Source organism: Pseudomonas sp. CP4 (assembly GCF_047758505.1).
Taxonomy (GTDB): Bacteria; Pseudomonadota; Gammaproteobacteria; order Pseudomonadales; family Pseudomonadaceae; genus Aquipseudomonas; species Aquipseudomonas fluorescens_AO.
Window position 1 is genome coordinate 1,104,589 of the sequence record NZ_CP180489.1, and the last position, 20,032, is coordinate 1,124,620.

15 protein-coding genes and 4 tRNA genes are annotated in these 20,032 nt (G+C 60.9%); 2 read left to right on the forward strand and 17 right to left on the reverse strand.

The window, feature by feature from the left end; all coding sequences use genetic code 11:
- Positions 1-84: 84 nt before the first annotated feature.
- The 7 genes from ACMYUN_RS04900 to leuC all read right to left on the reverse strand — a co-directional run bounded on the left by ACMYUN_RS04900 (position 85) and on the right by leuC (position 9,507).
- Positions 85-2,745: a FimV/HubP family polar landmark protein gene (locus ACMYUN_RS04900; protein ID WP_415763117.1), complete on the reverse strand. Its 2,661-nt coding sequence runs from the start codon at positions 2,743-2,745 to the stop codon at positions 85-87.
- Positions 2,746-2,954: 209 nt separating this feature from the next.
- Positions 2,955-3,965, reverse strand: a complete 1,011-nt coding sequence (locus ACMYUN_RS04905; RefSeq protein WP_415763118.1) for an aspartate-semialdehyde dehydrogenase — start codon at positions 3,963-3,965, stop codon at positions 2,955-2,957.
- Positions 3,966-4,212: 247 nt separating this feature from the next.
- Complete coding sequence (gene asd, locus ACMYUN_RS04910) at positions 4,213-5,325, reverse strand: aspartate-semialdehyde dehydrogenase (RefSeq protein WP_039762046.1); 1,113 nt, start codon at positions 5,323-5,325, stop codon at positions 4,213-4,215.
- Between the two features lie 66 nt (positions 5,326-5,391).
- Complete coding sequence (leuB, locus tag ACMYUN_RS04915) at positions 5,392-6,474, reverse strand: 3-isopropylmalate dehydrogenase (RefSeq protein WP_415763119.1); 1,083 nt, start codon at positions 6,472-6,474, stop codon at positions 5,392-5,394.
- 55 nt (positions 6,475-6,529) lie between these two features.
- Positions 6,530-7,297 (reverse strand): class I SAM-dependent methyltransferase, encoded by a 768-nt coding sequence (locus ACMYUN_RS04920; protein ID WP_415763120.1) that lies wholly within the window; start codon positions 7,295-7,297, stop codon positions 6,530-6,532.
- A 132-nt stretch (positions 7,298-7,429) separates the two neighbouring features.
- On the reverse strand, positions 7,430-8,074 hold the full coding sequence (leuD, locus tag ACMYUN_RS04925) for a 3-isopropylmalate dehydratase small subunit (protein ID WP_310407354.1): 645 nt from the start codon (positions 8,072-8,074) through the stop codon (positions 7,430-7,432).
- A 2-nt stretch (positions 8,075-8,076) separates the two neighbouring features.
- Complete coding sequence (gene leuC, locus ACMYUN_RS04930) at positions 8,077-9,507, reverse strand: 3-isopropylmalate dehydratase large subunit (RefSeq protein WP_310407352.1); 1,431 nt, start codon at positions 9,505-9,507, stop codon at positions 8,077-8,079.
- Positions 9,508-9,646: 139 nt separating this feature from the next.
- On the opposite strand from leuC, the gene ACMYUN_RS04935 reads away from it, so the two are divergent.
- Both ACMYUN_RS04935 and ACMYUN_RS04940 read left to right on the forward strand, forming a co-directional pair.
- On the forward strand, positions 9,647-10,537 hold the full coding sequence (locus ACMYUN_RS04935; RefSeq protein WP_039762039.1) for a LysR family transcriptional regulator: 891 nt from the start codon (positions 9,647-9,649) through the stop codon (positions 10,535-10,537).
- 63 nt (positions 10,538-10,600) lie between these two features.
- Positions 10,601-13,879 carry a PAS domain S-box protein gene (locus ACMYUN_RS04940; RefSeq protein ID WP_415763121.1) on the forward strand — a complete coding sequence of 1,093 codons (3,279 nt, stop codon included), beginning with the start codon at positions 10,601-10,603 and terminating at the stop codon, positions 13,877-13,879.
- 50 nt (positions 13,880-13,929) lie between these two features.
- Here ACMYUN_RS04940 and ACMYUN_RS04945 read toward each other — a convergent pair whose 3' ends face one another.
- From ACMYUN_RS04945 to gltX, 10 genes are all read right to left on the reverse strand, one after another.
- Complete coding sequence (locus tag ACMYUN_RS04945; protein WP_039762036.1) at positions 13,930-14,373, reverse strand: Hsp20 family protein; 444 nt, start codon at positions 14,371-14,373, stop codon at positions 13,930-13,932.
- Between the two features lie 119 nt (positions 14,374-14,492).
- Positions 14,493-15,452, reverse strand: a complete 960-nt coding sequence (locus ACMYUN_RS04950) for a tRNA dihydrouridine synthase (RefSeq protein WP_039762034.1) — start codon at positions 15,450-15,452, stop codon at positions 14,493-14,495.
- Between the two features lie 173 nt (positions 15,453-15,625).
- Complete coding sequence (locus tag ACMYUN_RS04955) at positions 15,626-16,069, reverse strand: acyl-CoA thioesterase (protein ID WP_129999133.1); 444 nt, start codon at positions 16,067-16,069, stop codon at positions 15,626-15,628.
- Between the two features lie 46 nt (positions 16,070-16,115).
- Positions 16,116-16,949, reverse strand: coding sequence for an alpha/beta fold hydrolase (locus ACMYUN_RS04960; protein WP_016773922.1), 834 nt, complete (start codon positions 16,947-16,949; stop codon positions 16,116-16,118).
- 30 nt (positions 16,950-16,979) lie between these two features.
- Complete coding sequence (locus tag ACMYUN_RS04965) at positions 16,980-17,519, reverse strand: TetR/AcrR family transcriptional regulator (RefSeq protein ID WP_039762033.1); 540 nt, start codon at positions 17,517-17,519, stop codon at positions 16,980-16,982.
- Between the two features lie 182 nt (positions 17,520-17,701).
- Positions 17,702-17,777, reverse strand: a tRNA-Glu gene (locus ACMYUN_RS04970).
- Positions 17,778-17,857: 80 nt separating this feature from the next.
- A tRNA-Ala gene (locus ACMYUN_RS04975) sits at positions 17,858-17,933 on the reverse strand.
- Between the two features lie 53 nt (positions 17,934-17,986).
- Positions 17,987-18,062 (reverse strand) — tRNA-Glu (locus ACMYUN_RS04980).
- 79 nt (positions 18,063-18,141) lie between these two features.
- A tRNA-Ala gene (locus tag ACMYUN_RS04985) sits at positions 18,142-18,217 on the reverse strand.
- Positions 18,218-18,405: 188 nt separating this feature from the next.
- Positions 18,406-19,887 carry a glutamate--tRNA ligase gene (gltX, locus tag ACMYUN_RS04990; RefSeq protein WP_110598731.1) on the reverse strand — a complete coding sequence of 494 codons (1,482 nt, stop codon included), beginning with the start codon at positions 19,885-19,887 and terminating at the stop codon, positions 18,406-18,408.
- Between the last annotated feature and the right edge of the window lie 145 nt (positions 19,888-20,032).

Below are 20,032 nucleotides of genomic sequence, written 5' to 3' on the forward strand. Positions count from 1 at the left end.
TAGCGATCTTCTGAACACCGCAGAAACGGGCACAAACAAAAACGGCAGCCCCACCGGGCTGCCGCTTGTTGTTTACCGCTGAACTCAGACCAGATTGGACAGCATTTCCTTGGCTTCGCCCCGCTGCTTCTCGTCACCCTCGGTCAACACTTCGTTGAGGATGTCGCGCGCACCGTCGGCGTCGCCCATGTCGATATAAGCCTGGGCCAGATCGAGCTTGGTCGCCGCTTCGTCAGTGCCGGCGAGGAAGTCGAAATCGTCTTCGCCCAGATCATCCCCCAACGCAGCGTCCGCTTCAGTGAAGCTCGGCTCGGCCATGCTTTGCGACAGGCGATCCAGCTCGGCATTGACGTCGTCCAGCTCGGCCGCGAAGGCGTCCGGCTCGGCGGCTGGGTTGGTGTCCATTTCGTCGGCCAGCGACAGGTCGAAATCGGCTGGGAGCTCCAGATCGTCCTGCGGCACGTCGGCGACCGCCGGCGTTTCGACCGGAGGCAGATCTTTCACACCGTCATCAAGATCCAGCAGGAAGTCATCTTCAGCCAACGTGGCCGGCGATGGTTCGGCGCCCAGATCCATGTCCAGATCGAAGTCCGACAGATCGTCGAGATTGTCTTTCATCTCGGTCTGTTCCTGCAGCACCGAGGCGAAGCTCAGATCGTCTTCGGCCGGGAATTCATCCAGCTCGACCGGCGCTTCTGGCTCAGCCACTGGCGCAGGATCGACCGGGGTGATGTTGTCGAGATCGTCCAGGCTCAAATCGAACGCAGTGTCGAGGTCGTCAGCGGCAGTCTCGGGCGCTTGCGGCTCGTCCTGCAGCAGTTCCTTGACGTACTGCGCGTCCAGCTCGGCAGCGACAGCAGCCGCCGCCAAGCCACCGGCAGCAACCACGGCCATGGCCGGGAAGCGGCTTTTCAGTGCTTCGACCTTGGCGAAGTTGTCGCCGTTTGCCACCAGTTGGCGCTCTTGCGCGACGAACGCATCGCGGTCGCCCTGCTGGCCGTAGACTTCCATCAGTTTCAGGCGCAGATCGCTGCGTTCCGGCTCGAGGCTGACGCCCTCTTCCAGCAGCGCGGCGGCCTGATTCAGGCGACCGGCGTTGATGTGCGACTGCGCTTTGTCTAGCACGTCATCCGATCGCTCGCCGGCCGGGGCCACCAGCGGCGCGGCAATCGGCGCAGCCATCACCACCGGAGCAACGACGGGTGCCGGGGTTGGCGCAGGTGCTGGAGCTGGCGTATTGAGTTTGACGCTGGCCGCTGGGGTTTCCAGGCCAGAGAAGCTGCTTTCCGGCAGATCCTGCTCAGCGGAGAACTCTTGCTCTTCAGCCAGAGCGCGGGCCATGCGCAGGTGCTTTTCGGCTTCCTGCTGGGCTTTGCGACGACGCGCCAGCAGCAACAGCAGAAGCAGCAGAACCACCGCACCGCCGCCGATCAGGCCGAGCAGAATCGGATTGGTCAGCAGTTCATTGAAGGCTTTGTCGTCATCGGCGGCAGCAGGCGGCGTAGTTTCATCCACCGGTTCGACGACTGGCTCAACCGGGGTTTCCGCTGGCGGCGCGATGGCCGACTCTGGGGTTGGTGAGGCCGCTGCGGCGTCGGCCGGAGTGGCTGGCGGTGTCGCGGCCAGTTCGGCAGTGATCGCCGGCACCGGCGGCACAGCACCATTGGCGCCAGGCGCAGCGCCGGCACTGTCGGCTTGCATCTTCGCCAGTTGATTGTTTTTCAGCTCAATGAGCTTCTGAAGCTTGTCGAGCTGGCTCTGCAGATCAGCCATGCGGCTTTTCAGTTCCTCGTTGTCACGACGGGTCGTGTCGAGGTTTTCCTGGGTGATTGCGAGTTTATTGCTCAGCGCCTTGGCGTCGCCGGCCGGGCCTTTCGCACCGGGCTTGGCGCTTTCCGCCGAGACCAGGCTCAGGTTGTCCTGAGCGTTGGCCGCTGTACCGGTATTGCCACGACCGCGATTGGTTGCATCCAACTGCTGCTGACCGGTGCCAGGCTTGGCCACGTAACGACGGCCCTGACGCCAGGCTTCGTTCTGCGCCGCCACTTCAGCGATGGCTGCCGACTGCGGCAGCGCCGTGCTTTGTACCGGATCCGGCAGACGCAGCACCTGGCCGGTTTTCAGGCGGTTGATGTTGCCGTCGATAAAGGCATTCGGATTGAGCGCCTGAATCGCCAGCATGGTCTGCTGCACCGAGCCGCCGTTGCGTGCTTTCGCGGCGATTTCCCACAAGGTGTCGCGCGGCGTGGTGGTGTATTGATTGCGATGGGTGGCGCCAGTGGTTGGCGCGGAGATGGTCTGCGACGGTGCCGGTTGCGCGGCAGCGTCAGCGGTCTGCGGCGAGAACTTCGACGGATCGAGCAGCACGCTGTAATCACGCAACAGGCGGCCATTGGGCCACATCACCTGCACGAGGAACTTCACCATCGGTTCCGACAGCGGTTGGCTCGAAGTTACGCGCAACACGCTTTTGCCGTTGGCGTTGAGCACCGGGGTGAAGGTCAGATCATTGAGAAACGCCTGGCGGTCGACGCCAGCCTTGGCGAAGTCTTCGGGTGAAGCCAGGCTCGGTACCACCTCGGCGGCAGTGAGATCCTTGACGTCGAGCAGCTCGATTTCAGCCACCAACGGCTGGTTCAGGGTCGACTTCAGGGTCAGCTCCCCGAGCCCGAGGGCATGCGCCATACCGGAGGACAGCGCCGAGGCGGCCGCTATTGCTAACACCAGTTTGCGAACTTGAACCATAGCCTCATCCTTTGTTTGAACGTTCCTCGGCCAGCGAGAAGCTTTTGAATACCGCTGCCGTAAGGCATTGCACGCGACGACGAGGGTCGCCGCGCGCGATCATTTCTGTGCTGCCCCGGAAAGTCCCGGAGGGTGACTCGTCATTGACGCGCTTCGGGCAAGCATAGCGCTCACCTAGAATCAGTCGACAAATTGTTGCCAAGTATCTTTTACAGCAGGTCTTTTATCAACAACTCAGCCAGTTGCACGGCGTTGAGTGCCGCGCCTTTGCGTACGTTATCTGACGTCAGCCAAAGATTTAGTTCCGCCGGGTCGTCGACGCCACTGCGCACGCGGCCGACGTAGACCACGTCCTGCCCCACCGCATCGCCAACCGCGGTCGGATAATCGCCGGCATCAACCAGCTCGATGCCCGGTGCTGCCTCAAGCGCGGCGTTGACCTTTTCCAGGTCAACAGCGCTGCCTGACTGCAAGGTCACGCTAAAGCTATCGCCAAAAAACACCGGGGCTTGAACGCAAGTGGCGGAAATCTTCAATAAAGGTTTCGCCAGGACCTGGCGCAACTCGCGTACCAGACGTTTTTCCAGCAGCGTGTGGCCTTGTGCATCCGGCGTGCCGACCTGGGCCAGCAGGTTGAAAGCCATCTGCCGATCAAAGAAGGTCGGCTCCAGCGGGCGCATGTTCAGCAGCTCGGCGGTCTGCCGCGCGAGCTCGGTGACCGCCTCGCGACCTTGGGCGGAAACGGCCAGGTTGGCTGTGACGTTGAGGTATTGCAGATCGAGCAGATCAAGCAACGGCGCCAGCACCACCGCAAGCGTAGTGGCCGACGGGCTTGGGCTGCTGATCTGGAATGGACTTTTCAGACTGGCGAGGATCTCGGCATTGGCCTCCGGCACCACCTGGGGCGCCTGATCGGCCGGCAAGGCGCCGGAGAGATCGATCAACGAGCAACCGGCAGCGTGCGCGCGAGCGGCGTAGCTCAGCGACACCGCAGCGCCCGCGGCGAAGAACACCAGTCTGACCTTGCTGAAATCGAACTCGTCGACCTCGCGCACGCGTACGTTTTTGTTGCGGAACAGCACCGAGCTACCGGCTGATTCACTACTGGCCAGCAAGTGCAAATTGCCGACCGGGAAGTCGCGCTCTTCGAGAATCTGTACGAGGGTTTCGCCGACAGTACCGGTGGCGCCGATAACGGCGATATCGAAAGTCTGGGTCATGGAACTACCTCTGGCAAAACGGGGGGAGCGGCACTTTACCGGGTGGGTGGCGCACAGGCAATTTCTGCCCGTACCGATCGTTCCCACGCTCTGCGTGGGAATGTCTCAACGGACGCTCCGCGTTCTGCTTTGGAAGGGACGCAGAGCGTCCCGGGATGCATTCCCACGCGGAGCATGGGAACGATCACTGCGCATAAAAAAACCCGCACCTCTTTCAAGGCACGGGCTCGTTCATTGCTTCAAGCGATCAACGCTCCAGCAGGATCCGCAGCATGCGCCGCAGCGGTTCGGCCGCGCCCCACAGCAGTTGGTCGCCGACGGTGAAGGCGCCGACGAACTGCGAACCCATGTTCAGCTTGCGCAGACGACCGACCGGGACATTCAGGGTGCCGGTAACCTTGGTCGGGCTCAGCTCCTGCATGCTGATTTCGCGATTGTTCGGCACCAGTTTGACCCATGGGTTGTGCTGGCTGATCAGCCCTTCGATATCGGCGATCGGTACGTCTTTGTTCAGCTTGATGGTCAGCGCCTGGCTGTGGCAGCGCATGGCGCCGATGCGCACGCAGATGCCGTCGACAGGAATCGGGCTCTTGAAGCGACCGAGAATCTTGTTGGTCTCGGCCTGGGCCTTCCATTCTTCGCGGCTCTGGCCGTTCGGCAGTTCCTTGTCGATCCACGGGATCAGGCTGCCGGCCAACGGTACGCCGAAGTTTTCGGTCGGATACGCTTCACTGCGCATGGCGTCGGCCACGCGACGGTCGATGTCGAGGATCGCGCTGGCCGGGTCAGCCAGTTGATCGGCGACAGCGGCGTGGGTCGCGCCCATCTGCTTGATCAGTTCACGCATGTTCTGCGCGCCGGCACCGGAGGCCGCCTGATAGGTCATGGCGCTCATCCACTCGACCAGACCGGCCTCGAACAGACCGCCCAGCCCCATCAGCATCAGGCTGACGGTACAGTTGCCGCCGATGTAGTTCTTGGTGCCCGCGTCCAGCTGCTGGTCAATGACCTTACGGTTGACCGGGTCGAGAATGATCACCGCATCATCGTTCATGCGCAGGCTCGACGCCGCGTCGATCCAGTAACCCTGCCAGCCGGCTTCGCGCAGCTTGGGGAATACTTCGCTGGTGTAGTCGCCGCCCTGGCAGGTCAGGATCACGTCGAGGGTCTTCAGCTCGTCAATGCTGTAAGCGTCCTTGAGCGGAGCAATGTCCTTGCCCACGGACGGGCCTTGGCCACCAACATTGGACGTGGTGAAAAACACCGGCTCAATAAGATCGAAATCCTGCTCTTCCAGCATCCGCTGCATGAGCACGGAACCGACCATCCCGCGCCAACCGATCAGACCTACACGTTTCATCGCAACTACACCTTCTTGAAAAGTGGGCCGCTGCTTTGTATTGAATTTCGCAGCGGGCCCGAGAGATTACAGATTCCGCAGCGCGGCGACTACTGCGTCGCCCATTTCCTGCGTACCGACTTTGGTACAACCGGCCGAGTAGATGTCGCCGGTGCGCAAGCCCTGATCGAGCACCACACTGACGGCTTTTTCGATGGCATCGGCAGCGTCGTGCAGATTGAAGCTGTAACGCAGCATCATCGATACCGACAGGATCGTCGCCAGCGGGTTGGCGATACCTTTGCCAGCGATGTCCGGCGCCGAACCGTGGCACGGCTCGTACATGCCCTTGTTGTTGGAATCCAGCGAGGCCGACGGCAGCATGCCGATCGAACCGGTGAGCATCGACGCTTCGTCGGAGAGGATGTCGCCGAACATGTTGTCGGTGACGATCACGTCGAACTGCTTGGGTGCACGCACCAGTTGCATGGCGGCGTTGTCGACGTACATGTGGCTCAGTTCGACTTCCGGGTAATCCTTGGCCACCTGCTCGACCACTTCGCGCCACAACTGGCTGGATGCCAGCACATTGGCTTTGTCCACCGAGCAGAGCTTCTTGCTACGAACCATGGCCATGTCGAAACCGACACGGGCGATGCGGCGGATTTCGCTTTCGCTGTACGGCAGGGTGTCGTAGGACTGACGCTCGCCGTTGTCCAGCGTACGGGTGCCACGCGGCGCGCCGAAGTAAATGCCGCCGGTCAGCTCACGGACGATGAGGATGTCCAGACCGGCAACGATTTCCGGTTTCAGGCTCGACGCGTCGGCCAGTTGCGGATAGAGGATCGCTGGGCGCAGGTTGCCGAACAGGCCCAGTTGCGCACGGATTTTCAGCAGACCGCGTTCAGGGCGGATATCACGCTCGATGGTGTCCCATTTCGGCCCACCGACAGCGCCCAGCAGTACGGCGTCGGCAGCCCGTGCACGATCGAGGGTTTCGTCGGCCAGCGGCACGCCGTGCTTGTCGATGGCCGCGCCACCGATCACGTCGTGGCTCAGCTCGAAGCCCAGGCTGTACTTGTCATTGGCCAATTCCAGCACCTTGACCGCTTCGGCCATGATTTCCGGACCAATGCCGTCACCCGGGAGAATCAGAATCTGCTTGCTCATGCTTTCCTCGTGTCTTCAAGCGGTGCGCCACTGAACGGCGCGCCGGGAAAAATTCTTAGCGCTCGGCCATCAGTACGATCACATCGGTACTGAACGAGCCGTCGGCATCTATCTCAAAATACTCACGCACTTCGTTGCCCATCGACTGCTGCAACTGGCGGATCGCCGCGCGCATCACGTCAGGTGTGCGCATGCGCTCGACCCAACTGCTGTACTCCAGGCGCAGGCGCTGACGCGTGGTGCTGCGCACATGCAGACCGGCCTCGCTGACCTGACGCAGCCACTCGGCGGCGGAGTAGTCGCGCACATGGCTAGTGTCGCGCAGCACTTCAACGCTTTGCAGGTAAGTGTCGAACAATGCACTGCCCGGTGACAACACATCAACGAACGCCGCCACCCCGCCGGGCTTCAGCACCCGACGCACTTCGCGCAAGGCCAGACCGAGATCGCTCCAGTGATGCGCCGAATAGCGGCTGAACACGAAATCGAACTCGCCATCGGCGAACGGCAAGCGCTCGGCAGCACCGTTGACGGTAGTGATGTTGCTCAAGCCGCGATCGACGGCAGCGCCGGCAACCACGTCGAGCATTTGTTGCGACAGGTCGTAAGCCACCACTTCCCTGACCAGCGGTGCCACATGAAAGCTGACGTGACCGGCGCCACAACCCAGATCCAGCACCCGCGCACCGCCCTGCCCGGTCAGCTCAGCCTGCAGCAGTGCGAATTCACTGCCTTGGGCGTGAACGGCGCTGCTCAGGTAAGCGGCGGCCTGATCGCCGAATTGCTTCTGGACGACCTGAGTGTGTTGGGCGGTGCTGGTCATGGTCACATCCTGGTATCTATGTTGTTTGGGCTGCCGTCTTCGCGAGCAGGCTCGCTCCCACAGGGGAATGCATTCCAAGGTGGGAGCGAGCCTGCTCGCGAAGGGGTCCGCCTTGACTACATCAATCTCGAATCAGGCGTCGCGGAACAACCACGGCTGGCTAACCCGATGTTTTGCCTCGAACGTCGCAATCGCGTCGCCGTCCTGCAAGGTCAGGCCGATATCGTCCAGACCATTGAGCAGGCAGTGCTTGCGGAACGCGTCGATTTCGAAGCCATACACCTTGCCATCCGGGCGGGTCACGGTCTGCGCCTGCAAGTCGATCTGCAATTGATAACCCGGCTCGGCTTCAACCTGCTTAAACAGTTCATCAACTTCTGCATCGCTGAGAATGATCGGCAGCAGGCCGTTCTTGAAACTGTTGTTGAAGAAGATGTCGGCGTAACTCGGCGCGATGATGCTACGGAAACCGTACTCTTCCAGCGCCCACGGCGCGTGTTCACGGCTAGAGCCGCAGCCGAAGTTCTCGCGGGCGAGCAACACGCTGGCACCCTGATAACGCTCGGCGTTGAGGACGAAATCCTTGTTCAACGGACGCTTGGAGTTGTCCTGATACGGCTGGCCGACATCCAGATAACGCCACTCGTCGAACAGGTTCGGACCGAAACCGGTGCGCTTGATCGACTTCAAGAACTGCTTGGGAATGATCTGATCGGTGTCGACGTTGGCACGATCCAGAGGCGCGACAAGACCCGTGTGCTGAGTAAATGCCTTCATCTTTACTGTGCTCCTTGGATCAATTCACGAACGTCGATGAAACGGCCGTTCACCGCTGCTGCCGCCGCCATGGCCGGGCTGACCAGGTGGGTACGGCCACCGGCGCCCTGACGGCCTTCGAAGTTACGGTTGGAAGTCGAGGCGCAATGCTCGCCGGACTCCAAACGGTCCGGGTTCATCGCCAGGCACATCGAGCAGCCCGGCTCGCGCCATTCGAAACCGGCCTCGAGGAAAATCTTGTCGAGCCCTTCGGCTTCGGCCTGCGCCTTGACCAGACCTGAGCCCGGCACGACGATCGCCTGCTTGATGGTCGAGGCGACCTTGCGGCCCTTGGCGATCACCGCAGCGGCGCGCAAGTCTTCGATGCGCGAGTTGGTGCAAGAACCGATGAACACGCGATCGAGCTGAATGTCGGTGATCGCCTGATTGGCGGTCAAACCCATGTATTTCAAGGCACGGACGATCGAGTCGCGCTTGACCAGATCCATTTCCCTGGCCGGGTCCGGCACCTTCTGATCAACAGCCAAAACCATCTCAGGGGAAGTGCCCCAGCTGACTTGCGGCTTGATTTGCGCAGCGTCGAGCTCGACCACCGTGTCGAACTTGGCATCGGCGTCGGAAACCAGGTCTTTCCAGGCTTCGACGGCCATGTCCCACTGCTCGCCTTTCGGCGCGAATGGACGACCTTTGACGTAGTCGATGGTCTTCTGGTCCGCCGCCACCAGGCCCACGCGGGCGCCGGCTTCGATGGACATGTTGCAGATGGTCATGCGGCCTTCAACGGACAGATCGCGGATCGCGCTGCCGGCAAACTCGATGGCATGGCCATTACCGCCAGCGGTGCCGATCTTGCCGATCACCGCAAGGACGATGTCCTTGGCGGTCACGCCGAACGGCAACTGGCCTTCGACGCGCACCAGCATGTTTTTCATTTTCTTGGCGACCAGGCACTGGGTGGCGAGGACGTGCTCGACCTCGGACGTGCCGATGCCGTGAGCCAATGCGCCGAATGCGCCGTGGGTCGAAGTGTGCGAGTCGCCGCAGACCACGGTCATGCCCGGCAAGGTCGCGCCCTGCTCCGGGCTGATCACGTGAACGATGCCCTGACGCACGTCGTTCATCTTGAATTCGACGATGCCGTATTCATCGCAGTTGTCGTCGAGGGTCTGCACCTGCAAACGCGAGACCTGGTCGGCAATGGCTTCGATACCGCCCTTGCGCTCCGGAGTGGTCGGTACGTTGTGGTCCGGGGTCGCAATGTTGGCATCGATGCGCCAAGGCTTGCGCCCGGCCAGGCGCAGGCCTTCGAAGGCTTGCGGCGAAGTCACTTCGTGGATGATGTGACGATCGATGTAGATCAGCGCCGAGCCATCGTCGCGCTGCTTGACCAAATGCGAATCCCAGAGCTTGTCGTAGAGCGTTTTGCCGGCCATCAGACGGTTCCTCATCAGCTTGTTTCTATGCCCTGGGCTTATCAATAACCCTTTGGCTTGTGAGGCCGATCCTATGGGGTTAGATTAAATAACTCAAATTCATATTTTTTATGCTTTGGATAACCAACTGGAATGCGACATGGACTTGGCTAACCTCAACGCTTTTATTGCCATCGCCGAGACCGGCAGTTTTTCCGGCGCTGGCGAACGCCTTCATCTGACCCAACCGGCGATCAGCAAGCGCATCGCCGGGCTTGAGCAGCAATTGAAGGTGCGGCTGTTCGACCGACTGGGTCGCGAAGTAGGCCTGACCGAGGCCGGTCGTGCCCTGCTGCCACGGGCTTATCAGATTCTCAATGTGCTCGACGACACCCGCCGCGCCCTGACCAACCTGACCGGTGAGGTCAGCGGTCGCCTGACGCTGGCCACCAGTCACCACATCGGCCTGCACCGCTTGCCGCCTCTATTGAGGGAGTTCACCCGCCGCTACCCACAGGTTGCGCTGGATATTCAGTTCCTTGATTCGGAAGTGGCCTACGAGGAAATTCTCCACGGCCGCGCCGAACTGGCGGTCATCACCCTCGCGCCAGAGCCACACACCTTGGTCAAAGCCACGCCGGTATGGGACGACCCGCTGGATTTCGTCGTCGCCCCGGAGCACTCGCTGATCAATAACGGCGTCGTCAGTCTGGCGGACATTGCCGGTCATCCGGCGGTTTTCCCCGGCGGCAACACCTTTACTCATCATATCGTCCAGCGTTTGTTCGAAGCCCAAGGCCTCACGCCGAACATCGCCATGAGCACCAACTATCTGGAAACCATCAAGATGATGGTCTCCATTGGCCTGGCCTGGAGCGTGCTGCCGCGCACCATGCTCGACGAACAAGTGGCAAGCATCGCATTGCCGGGCATACAGCTCACTCGCCAGCTAGGCTATATCTTGCACACCGAACGGACGCTATCGAATGCAGCTAGAGCCTTCATGGCCCTGCTGGATGCACAAATCGATCGGCCAGGGATCCCGGCCTGACTTGTGCTACTTCTATAGAGCCGCTCCTGTGCCTAACGCCACTCAGCTCAAGGCCCGCTGACAATGCCGAAATCCGTTGACCGAACTCCGCCGATGCCGCGAATCCAGGCCGTCGATCCGCGCCATTCCGAGCAGAGCTGGGAAAGCGCGCCGCAACTGCTCGCTGCACTCAACGGCGCGCGTCTCGGTGCCTGGTATTGGGACATCGAGCGCGGCCAGATCAGCTGGTCGCGGGGCACCCAGGCGTTGTTCGGTTTCGATCCACGGCAGCCGTTGCCCGCCGACCTGGAATACCTCGACCTGCTGCCGCCGGAAGACCGCGCGAAAACCGTGCGCGCGTTCCACGCAGTGATCGCCGGCGCCCCGCTGGAGCAGGCGATGCATCACCGCATTCGCTGGCCCGACGGCAGCCTGCACTGGCTGGAGATCAGCGGCAGCCTGTTGCCGGACAAGAACGGTCGGCCCCGAATGATCGGGGTGATTCGCGAAATCACCCACCAACGCCAGCGCGAGCAGGCCCTGAGCAGCTCGGAGAAACGTTTCGCTACACTTTTCCACCTGTGCCCGAACATGGTGCTGCTGACCCGTCAGGAGGACGGCCTGATCAGCGAGGCCAATCAGTATTTCGAAAGCCTGTTCGGCTGGCCGGTGCAAAGCGCGATCGGCCGCACCACCCTGGAACTGGGCTTGTGGGTGCATCCCGAGCAACGTGCCGAACTGGTGAAAAAAACCAAGGCCAAGGGCGAACTGATCAGCATGGAAGTGCAGTTCCGCGCCAGCAACGGCCAAGTCCACGACGGCATCCTCAGCGCGCAGAAAGTCGAGCTCGAGGGCCAGCCCTATCTGCTCAGCACGTTCCTCGACACCACCGAACGCAAAGCCGCCGAACTGGCCTTGAAGGACAGCCAGGAACGCCTCGACCTGGCGCTGGATTCAGCACAACTTGGCACCTGGGACTGGCACATCCCCAGCGGCATGCTTTACGGCTCGGCGCGCGCTGCGCAATTGCACGGGCTGGAGCCGATTCCATTCCATGAATCATTCGAGGAGTTTTTCGAAGGCGTGCCGGGCGAGGAGCGCGACACTATGCGCGACGCCTACCGCAGCCTGCGCGAGGGCCCCGCCGGCAATTATCAACTGACCTATCGCGTGCAATTGCCCGACGGCAGCTCGCGCTATCTGGAAAGCCGCGCCCGCCTGTACCGCGACGACAACGGCGCGCCGCTGCGCATGGCCGGCACGCTGCTGGACATCACCGATCAGGTCGAGCGGGAGCAGCGGCTGGTGGCATCGGAAGAAAAATTCGCCACGCTGTTCCAGGTCAGCCCCGATCCGATCTGCGTGACGCGCCAGGAAACCGGGGAGTTCATCGAGATCAATTCGAGCTTCAGCCAAACCTTTGGCTGGAGCGCCGCCGATGTGATCGGCCACACCGCCGAGGAAATCGGCCTGTGGGACGCCTCGGCGAAAAGCCTGCAACGCATCGAACGGGTGATTCGCGAACAAGGCCTGAGTAACGTGGCCATTCTCGTCCAGCACAAGGACGGCCAGTCGCTGACCTGCGTGATTTCCAGCCGGCAGATCAGCGTCGGCGATCAGCCGTGCATCGTCACCACCCTGCGCGACATCACCCAGCAACAGCGCTCGGAAGCGGCGCTTAAGGCCAGCGAAGAAAAATTCGCCAAGGCGTTTCACTCCAGCCCCGACGCCATCACCATCACCGAGCGCGACACCGGGCGTTATCTGGAGGTCAACGATGGCTTCTGTCGCCTCACCGGCTACCGCGCTGACGAAGTAGTGGGCAAAACCGTTTATCAGGTGGGGATCTGGGCCGAAGAGAAACAGCGCTCGACCTTACTCGCCGAATTGCAGATCAAGGGCCGCGTGCATCATCAGGAAATGCTCGGGCGCAACAAGCGCGGCGAATTGCTCACCGTGGAAGTCTCGGTCGAGCCAATCACCCTCAATGAAACCGCGTGCCTGCTGCTGACCGCGCGCGACGTCAGCCTGTTGAAGAACGCCGAAGCGCAGATTCGTCACTTGGCCTACCACGACCCGCTGACCAACCTGCCCAACCGCGCGCTGCTGATGGATCGCCTGAGTCAGCAGATCGCCCTGCTCAAGCGCCACAATCTGCGCGGCGCCTTGCTGTTTCTCGACCTCGATCACTTCAAGCACATCAACGATTCCCTCGGCCACCCGGTCGGCGACACCGTGCTGAAAATCATCACCGCGCGGCTCGAAGCCAGCGTGCGCATGGAAGACACGGTGGCGCGCCTCGGTGGCGATGAATTCGTGGTATTGCTCAGCGGCCTCGAAGGTTCGCGCAGTGAGGTCAGCGAGCAAGTACGTGCCCTGGCCGACACCATTCGCGAATTGCTTTCGGAGCCGATGTTCCTCGATGGCCAGCGCCTGCAAGTGACGCCGAGCATTGGCGTTGCATTGATTCCCGATCATGGCTCGACGCCGACCGACCTGCTCAAACGCGCCGACATCGCCCTGTACCGCGCCAAGGATTCCGGGCGCAACACCACGCAGATGTATCACAACACCATGCAGAAAGCGGCCAGCGAACGCTTGCGCATGGAGACCGATCTGCGCCTGGCGCTATCACGCGGCGAGTTCAACGTGCACTTTCAGCCGCAAGTCGATGCCCGCGACAACCGCATCATTGGCGCCGAAGCCCTGGTGCGCTGGAACCATCCCGAACTCGGCGCGCAATCGCCTACTGAATTCATCAAAGTGCTGGAAGACAGCGGTCTGATCCTCGAAGTCGGCACGTGGATCCTCGATGAAGCCTGCAACGCCTTCAAACAACTGATCGCGCTGAAACTGGTCGACCCGCACAACTTCAGCCTGTGCGTGAACATCAGCCCGCGGCAGTTCCGCCAGAACGATTTCGTCGAACGCATCGAACACAGCATGACCAGCCACGGCCTGCCCTGCTCGCTGCTGAAACTGGAGATTACCGAAGGCATCGTCATTCAGAATCTGGACGACACCATCAGCAAAATGCGCCGCTTGAAAAAGCTCGGCGTGAGTTTCGCCATGGACGATTTCGGCACCGGTTATTCATCACTGACGTACCTGAAACGGCTGCCGGTCGACACGCTGAAAATCGACCAGTCGTTTATCCGCGATGCGACCACCGACTCCAATGTCGCTGAGATCATTCGCGCAATTGTCGCGATGGCCCGCAGCCTCGAGCTGGAAGTCATTGCCGAAGGCGTGGAGACGCCGGAGCAGTTGGCGTTTTTGCAGGGGTTGGACTGCCATTTGTATCAGGGCTATTTGCACAGCCGGCCGGTGGCGCTGGAGGATCTGAAGAAACTGCTCGAATAGCGGACGCAAAAAAGGGCGCCATCGCTGGCGCCCTTTTTTGTTGCCCTGGGTTATTGCAGAACGGGCTGCTGCGCTCCATTGATCGGGATGCGCTTGGCTTTCGCTTCTTCCGGGATCACACGGAGCAGGTCAATGCTCAGCAGGCCGTTGCGCAGGGCAGCGTCCTTGATCTCGATGTGATCGGCCAGACGGAACGACAGCTTGAAGGCTCGCTGGGCGATGCCTTGATGCAAGAACGTGACGCTCTCGTCAGTGTCACGCTTGCCGCCACTGATGGTCAGCACACCCTTCTCGACTTGCAGGTCCAGGTCTTCTTCCTGGAAACCGGCGGCCGCAACGACGATACGGTATTGGTCATCACCGTGTTTTTCGACGTTGTAAGGTGGGTAGCTGCTGCCTGGCTCGTTGCGCAGGGCGGTTTCGAACAGGTCGTTGAAACGGTCGAAACCTACCGAGGAACGGAACAGTGGCGCGAGAGAAAATGCAGTACTCATGATTCAAATCTCCTGAAAACAATCAGCAAGGTTTTGTGTCTCCGCGACCCGAATTCGGCATCGCGTAACCCTTAGATAGGGACCGCTGTTTTGATTTCAAGAGATTATTTTGAGATTTTTTATGCGGCCTCGACGAGCGGCAATCCGAGCAAACGCGAGACCTGATCCGGCTCGGTTTCGCGGCGCAGAACGGTGAAAAGCTCGACGGCTTGCGGGTAGTTGCGCGTCAGCATGGCCAGCCATTGCTTGAGGCGACCGGGCGATTGGCGCGCGGTCATTTGCGCCTTGGCCTGCAGCCAAAAGTCCTGAATCAGCGGCATCAGCTCGGCCCAGGTCATCTCGACGACCTCTTCGCCAGCACGCGCCGCAGCGATCTGCCGAGCGAGATCCGGGCGGGAGACCAGACCCCGACCGAGCATGATGTCTTCGACACCGCTGATTTCGCGGCACCGACGCCAGTCTTCGACGCTCCAGATGTCCCCGTTGGCAAACACCGGCACCTTGACCACGTCCTGCACACGCGGGATCCACTCCCAATGAGCAGGCGGTTTGTAGCCGTCCATTTTCGTCCGCGCATGCACGACGATGTGCTCTGCCCCGCCTTCGGCCAGCGCCGTGGCGCAGACCAGCGAGCCGTCAGGGCTGTCGAAACCCAGACGCATTTTTGCCGTGACCGGGATGTGCGCCGGTACGGCGCGACGGACGTGCTCGACGATCTGGTTGAGCAGTTCCGGTTCCTTGAGCAGCACGGCACCGCCGCGGGATTTGTTGACGGTCTTGGCCGGGCAGCCGAAGTTCAGATCGATCACTTCCGAGCCAAGCTCGCAGGCCAGCGCGGCGTTTTCCGCCAGGCACACCGGATCGGAACCGAGCAATTGCACGCGCAGCGGCACACCGGACGCGGTGCGAGCACCGTTGAGCAGCTCGGGGCCGAATTTGTGGAAGTAAGCCGGGGTGAGCAACTGGTCGTTGACCCGAATGAATTCGGTCACGCACCAATCAATGCCGCCAACGCGGGTCAGCACGTCGCGCAGGATGTCGTCGACCAACCCTTCCATGGGCGCCAGAGCAATTTGCATGGGGAAACACTACTTGGAGAAAAACGTGCGGCAGTTTACTGGATATCGCAGAAAACCGCAGGACAACACATATCTCTGTGGAAGCGAGCCTGCTCGCGAAGACGGTCTGTCAGCTCATGCATGCGTGACTGACCTGACGCTTTCGCGAGCAGGCTCGCTCCCACGGGTGAGATTTACATCGCCTCTGCAATATGGATCGCCGGGCCATAGCCTTCGATAAATTCAGCGGGCATGCGCTTCGGCTTGCCGGTCGACAGTTCGATGCAAACAAATGTGGTCTGCGCGCGCAACAGGGTGGCGTTGTCGCTGGGGCGTTTGAGTTGGAAATGCCGGGTCATTTTCAGGCGCTGATCCCAGTCGACGATCCAGGTCGCCAGTTGCAGTTCATCACCTTCATAGGCGGCGGCCAGGTAATCGATTTCGTGGCGGACGACAGCCATCGCCCGATCCAGCCGCCGATACTCGACCAGGTCCAGGCCGAGGCGCTGCGAGTGGCGCCAGGCGCAGCGCTCGAGCCAGGTCACGTACACCGCGTTGTTGGCGTGCCCGAGCCCGTCGATGTCTTCGGCGCCTACTTGCAGATCAATGGTAAACGGCGTTGCCCGATCCCAGCCCATGCCCCACTCCCGGTCAAAGTTTTCAACCGGGGCAGTGTAACGGAGCTCAGGCCGATTGGCGCGCCTGAAGGCTGCGACCGGCAAGCAGTGATAACACACCATCAATCACTCGAGGGTCGGCCAGCACGCGTTGATGGCCGCCGCTTTCCAGGCGCAGCAGGCGACTGTCGAACCAGGCTTCGTGAATCAATTGCGATTCCTTTACCGAGACGAAATTGTCGTCCTCGGCATGCACGATCAGGCCGGGCATATCCAGTTGATAGTGGGCCACGTCAAGCGTCGCGGCGCGCATGCCGACGTCCTGCTCGACTTGACGAATGAACGCCGAGCGCGCGCGCGGCGGCATGCCGACCATGCGCGCGAATCCGCGCAGTACACCGAGAATGCGCGACGGTGCGGCGATGCTGACCAGGGTTTCGGTGCGCAGGCCCAATTGCACGGCGAGCATCGCGCTGGCGCCGCCCATGGAATGGCCGATAACCGCTTGCAGCGGCGGCAATTCGGCAGCGGCTTCAAGCATGGCGCGAGCGAACAGCACCACATTGGCTTCGCGCCCAGGGGAGCGACCATGGGCCGGGCCGTCGAGTGCGACGACTGTATAACCGGCATCGACCAGCGCATTGATCAGCGAAGCGAATTGCGTTGGCCGCCCTTCCCAACCATGCATCAGCAGCACCGTAGGGCCTTGGCCCCAGCGCAGCGCCGACAGGCCGAAGCGCAACGTGATGCGTTCGGAGCTGGCCAACAGCGGCAGTTCCCAATCCCGCAGCGGTAGCGCGCGGGGCGTCATGAACGCCAGGCGCATTTTGCTCGCCACCAGTTTCGGTGCAAACCAGCCCAAGGTACCGTTAACGCCACGAACCCACTTCAACGCGTTCATCGCTCTCTCCTCAGGCTTGCTGCCTTCAGGTCAACGCACCGCCGACTTGGCAGCGCGCAGCAGTCGATCGGATAACTCTCCCGGGCCCAGCGCTCTTGCCAGCGCCAGACCGCCCACCATCAGCGCGACGTCGGCCAGAGCCTTGTCGGTGTCTTCCGGGCTGGCCGCCAGTTGCGCGACCATCAGCTCCAGATGCTCGTTCAGCGCGATGCGGAACGATTCCGGCAAACGCCCCAACTCACCAATCGAAGCCGGAATCGGGCACGCCGCGTCGCTGGAATCACGGTGTTTGCGCGACAGGTAAAACGCAGCCACCAAGGCGCGACGCTCTTCGCCGGTCAGATCGGCATCCATGTCGGCAATTAAGTCGCGACGGCGGCCCAGCAGTTGCTTGAACGCTTCGAGCATCATCGCGTCCTTGCTTTCGAAGTGTGCGTAGAAGCCGCCGACGGTCAGGCCGGCTGCGCCCATCACTTCGCCCACGCTCGGATCTGCAGGGCCGCGCTGGATCAGTGCGGCGCTGGCAGCCTTGAGGATGCGTTCGCGGGTTTGAGCTTTTTTATCGTTCATCGTTGCCTCCGAATATTACGACTAGAATATTATTCGCATAATAATATTCCGCAAGTCATGAATATGACCGCTGGTCTGAAGCACAGTGTAAGGAAAATAGAGAATTGGCCAAACGCCAGACAAACAAAAGGGCCATTCAATAATTGAATGACCCTTATAAAATCCCGCAGAGCGGGTAATCGTGGCGTCCCCTAGGGGACTCGAACCCCTGTTACCGCCGTGAAAGGGCGGTGTCCTAGGCCACTAGACGAAGGGGACACAAACCCTTCTATACAACTGATCAGTGCTGAGAGCTGATCGATTCAAGGCCGGTGTGGCCAGACCTTGAACTGTAAAATTGGTGGAGCTAAGCGGGATCGAACCGCTGACCTCCTGCATGCCATGCAGGCGCTCTCCCAGCTGAGCTATAGCCCCGGATTTTTCGCCTCGCGGCGGAGTGATCTCTTGCAACATCACTTCTGTAAAACTGGCGTCCCCTAGGGGACTCGAACCCCTGTTACCGCCGTGAAAGGGCGGTGTCCTAGGCCACTAGACGAAGGGGACGCAAACCCTTCTATACAACTGATCAACGCTGAGTGTTGATCGCTTCAAGGCCGGTGTGGCCAGACCTCGAAGTGTAAATTGGTGGAGCTAGACGGGATCGAACCGTCGACCTCTTGCATGCCATGCAAGCGCTCTCCCAGCTGAGCTATAGCCCCTCATCGCTGAGGACGGGGCGAATCTTAAGGGCGTATCGAAAGCCTGTCAAACTTATTTTTGAAAAATTTCAAAATTTTTTGCCGGGATAACAATCACTTACCGCCCTCCCCCGTAAATTCGGGAGAAACGCCGAAGGCAGGATCAAAAGATCGCAGCCTTCGGCAGTCCTGCAAAGAAGCAAAAGCAATCAGGCGATGGCGCCCAAGAGCTTTTCCCACTCTTTGTTTTCTTTCTTCGACACGCCACCCAGCAGGTCAATCGCCTGTCGCAAGCGGAAACGGGTCAGGTCCGGGCCGAGGATTTCCATCGCATCGAGCACCGACACCGAACTCGCCTGCCCGGTGATGGCAGCAAACATCAGCGGCATCGCGTCGCGCAGTTTCAATTCGAGGGATTCGACTACCGCCTGGATCGTCGCGGTGATGCTGTCCTTCTCCCACTGACGCAGGCTTTCCAGCTTCCACAGGATCAACTGCATCAACTGACGAACCTGATCGCCGGAGAGTTTTTTCGACTCGAACAGCTTGGCATCCGGACTCACGCCGCCGGCAAAGAAGAACCCCGCCAGCGGTGCGACCTGGCTGAAGGTTTCAACCCGGCCCTGCACGTGCGGCGCGATCTTCATCATGTATTCGGAATTGAACGCCCACTTCTGCACGCGGGCGGCAAACTCTTCCACCGGCAGATCGCGCAGCCACTGGCCGTTGAGCCACGACAGCTTCTCGATGTCGAAGATCGGCCCGCCGAGGGACACCCGCTTGAGGTCAAAATTGTCGACCATTTCCTGCAGCGAGAACTTCTCGCGCTCGTCCGGCATCGACCAGCCCATGCGCCCGAGGTAGTTGAGCATCGCTTCCGGCATGAAGCCCATACGCTCGTAGAACGTCACCGAGGTCGGGTTCTTGCGCTTGGACAGCTTGCTCTTGTCCGGGTTACGCAGCAGCGGCATGTAGCACAACTCCGGTTGTTCCCAGCCGAAGTATTCGTACAGCAGAATCAGTTTCGGTGCCGATGGCAGCCATTCTTCGCCACGCAGCACGTGGGTGATGCCCATCAGGTGATCGTCGACCACGTTGGCGAGGAAGTACGTCGGCAGGCCGTCGGTCTTCATCAGCACTTGCATGTCCATGCGATCCCACGGGATCTCGACGTCGCCACGCAACATGTCCGGCACCACGCAGACGCCTTCGCTCGGCACCTTCATGCGGATCACGTGCGGTTCGCCAGCAGCCAGGCGCGCCGCGACTTCTTCCTTCGACAGCAGCAGTGCACGGCCGTCATAGCGCGGGGTTTCGCCGCGAGCCATTTGCTCGGCGCGCATCTGATCGAGTTCTTCAGCGGTGCAGAAGCACGGGAACGCATGGCCCATGTCGACCAGTTGCTGGCAGTACTTCTGATAGATATCGCCGCGCTCGCTCTGCCGGTATGGGCCGTGCGGGCCGCCGACGTCCGGGCCTTCGCTCCAGTCGATGCCGAGCCAGCGCAGGGCGTCGAAGATCTGCTGTTCGGACTCGCGGGTCGAACGCAACTGATCGGTGTCTTCGATGCGCAGGATGAACTCACCGCCATGCTGCTTGGCAAAGCAGTAGTTGAACAATGCGATGTAAGCGGTACCTACGTGGGGGTCCCCGGTAGGCGATGGCGCGATGCGAGTGCGGACGGTGGTCATGGCTTGTCTCGAAAAAATGAAGAGCAGAACAATCAAGCGGCGAATGGTAACAGGCGACACCCGCCCCGCTCCAGCGGGCAGGGTATTTAAGCCAGATACCCTAAGGCCTTCCGATTGTGTGAAGGCCATTCGCGAGCAGGCTCGC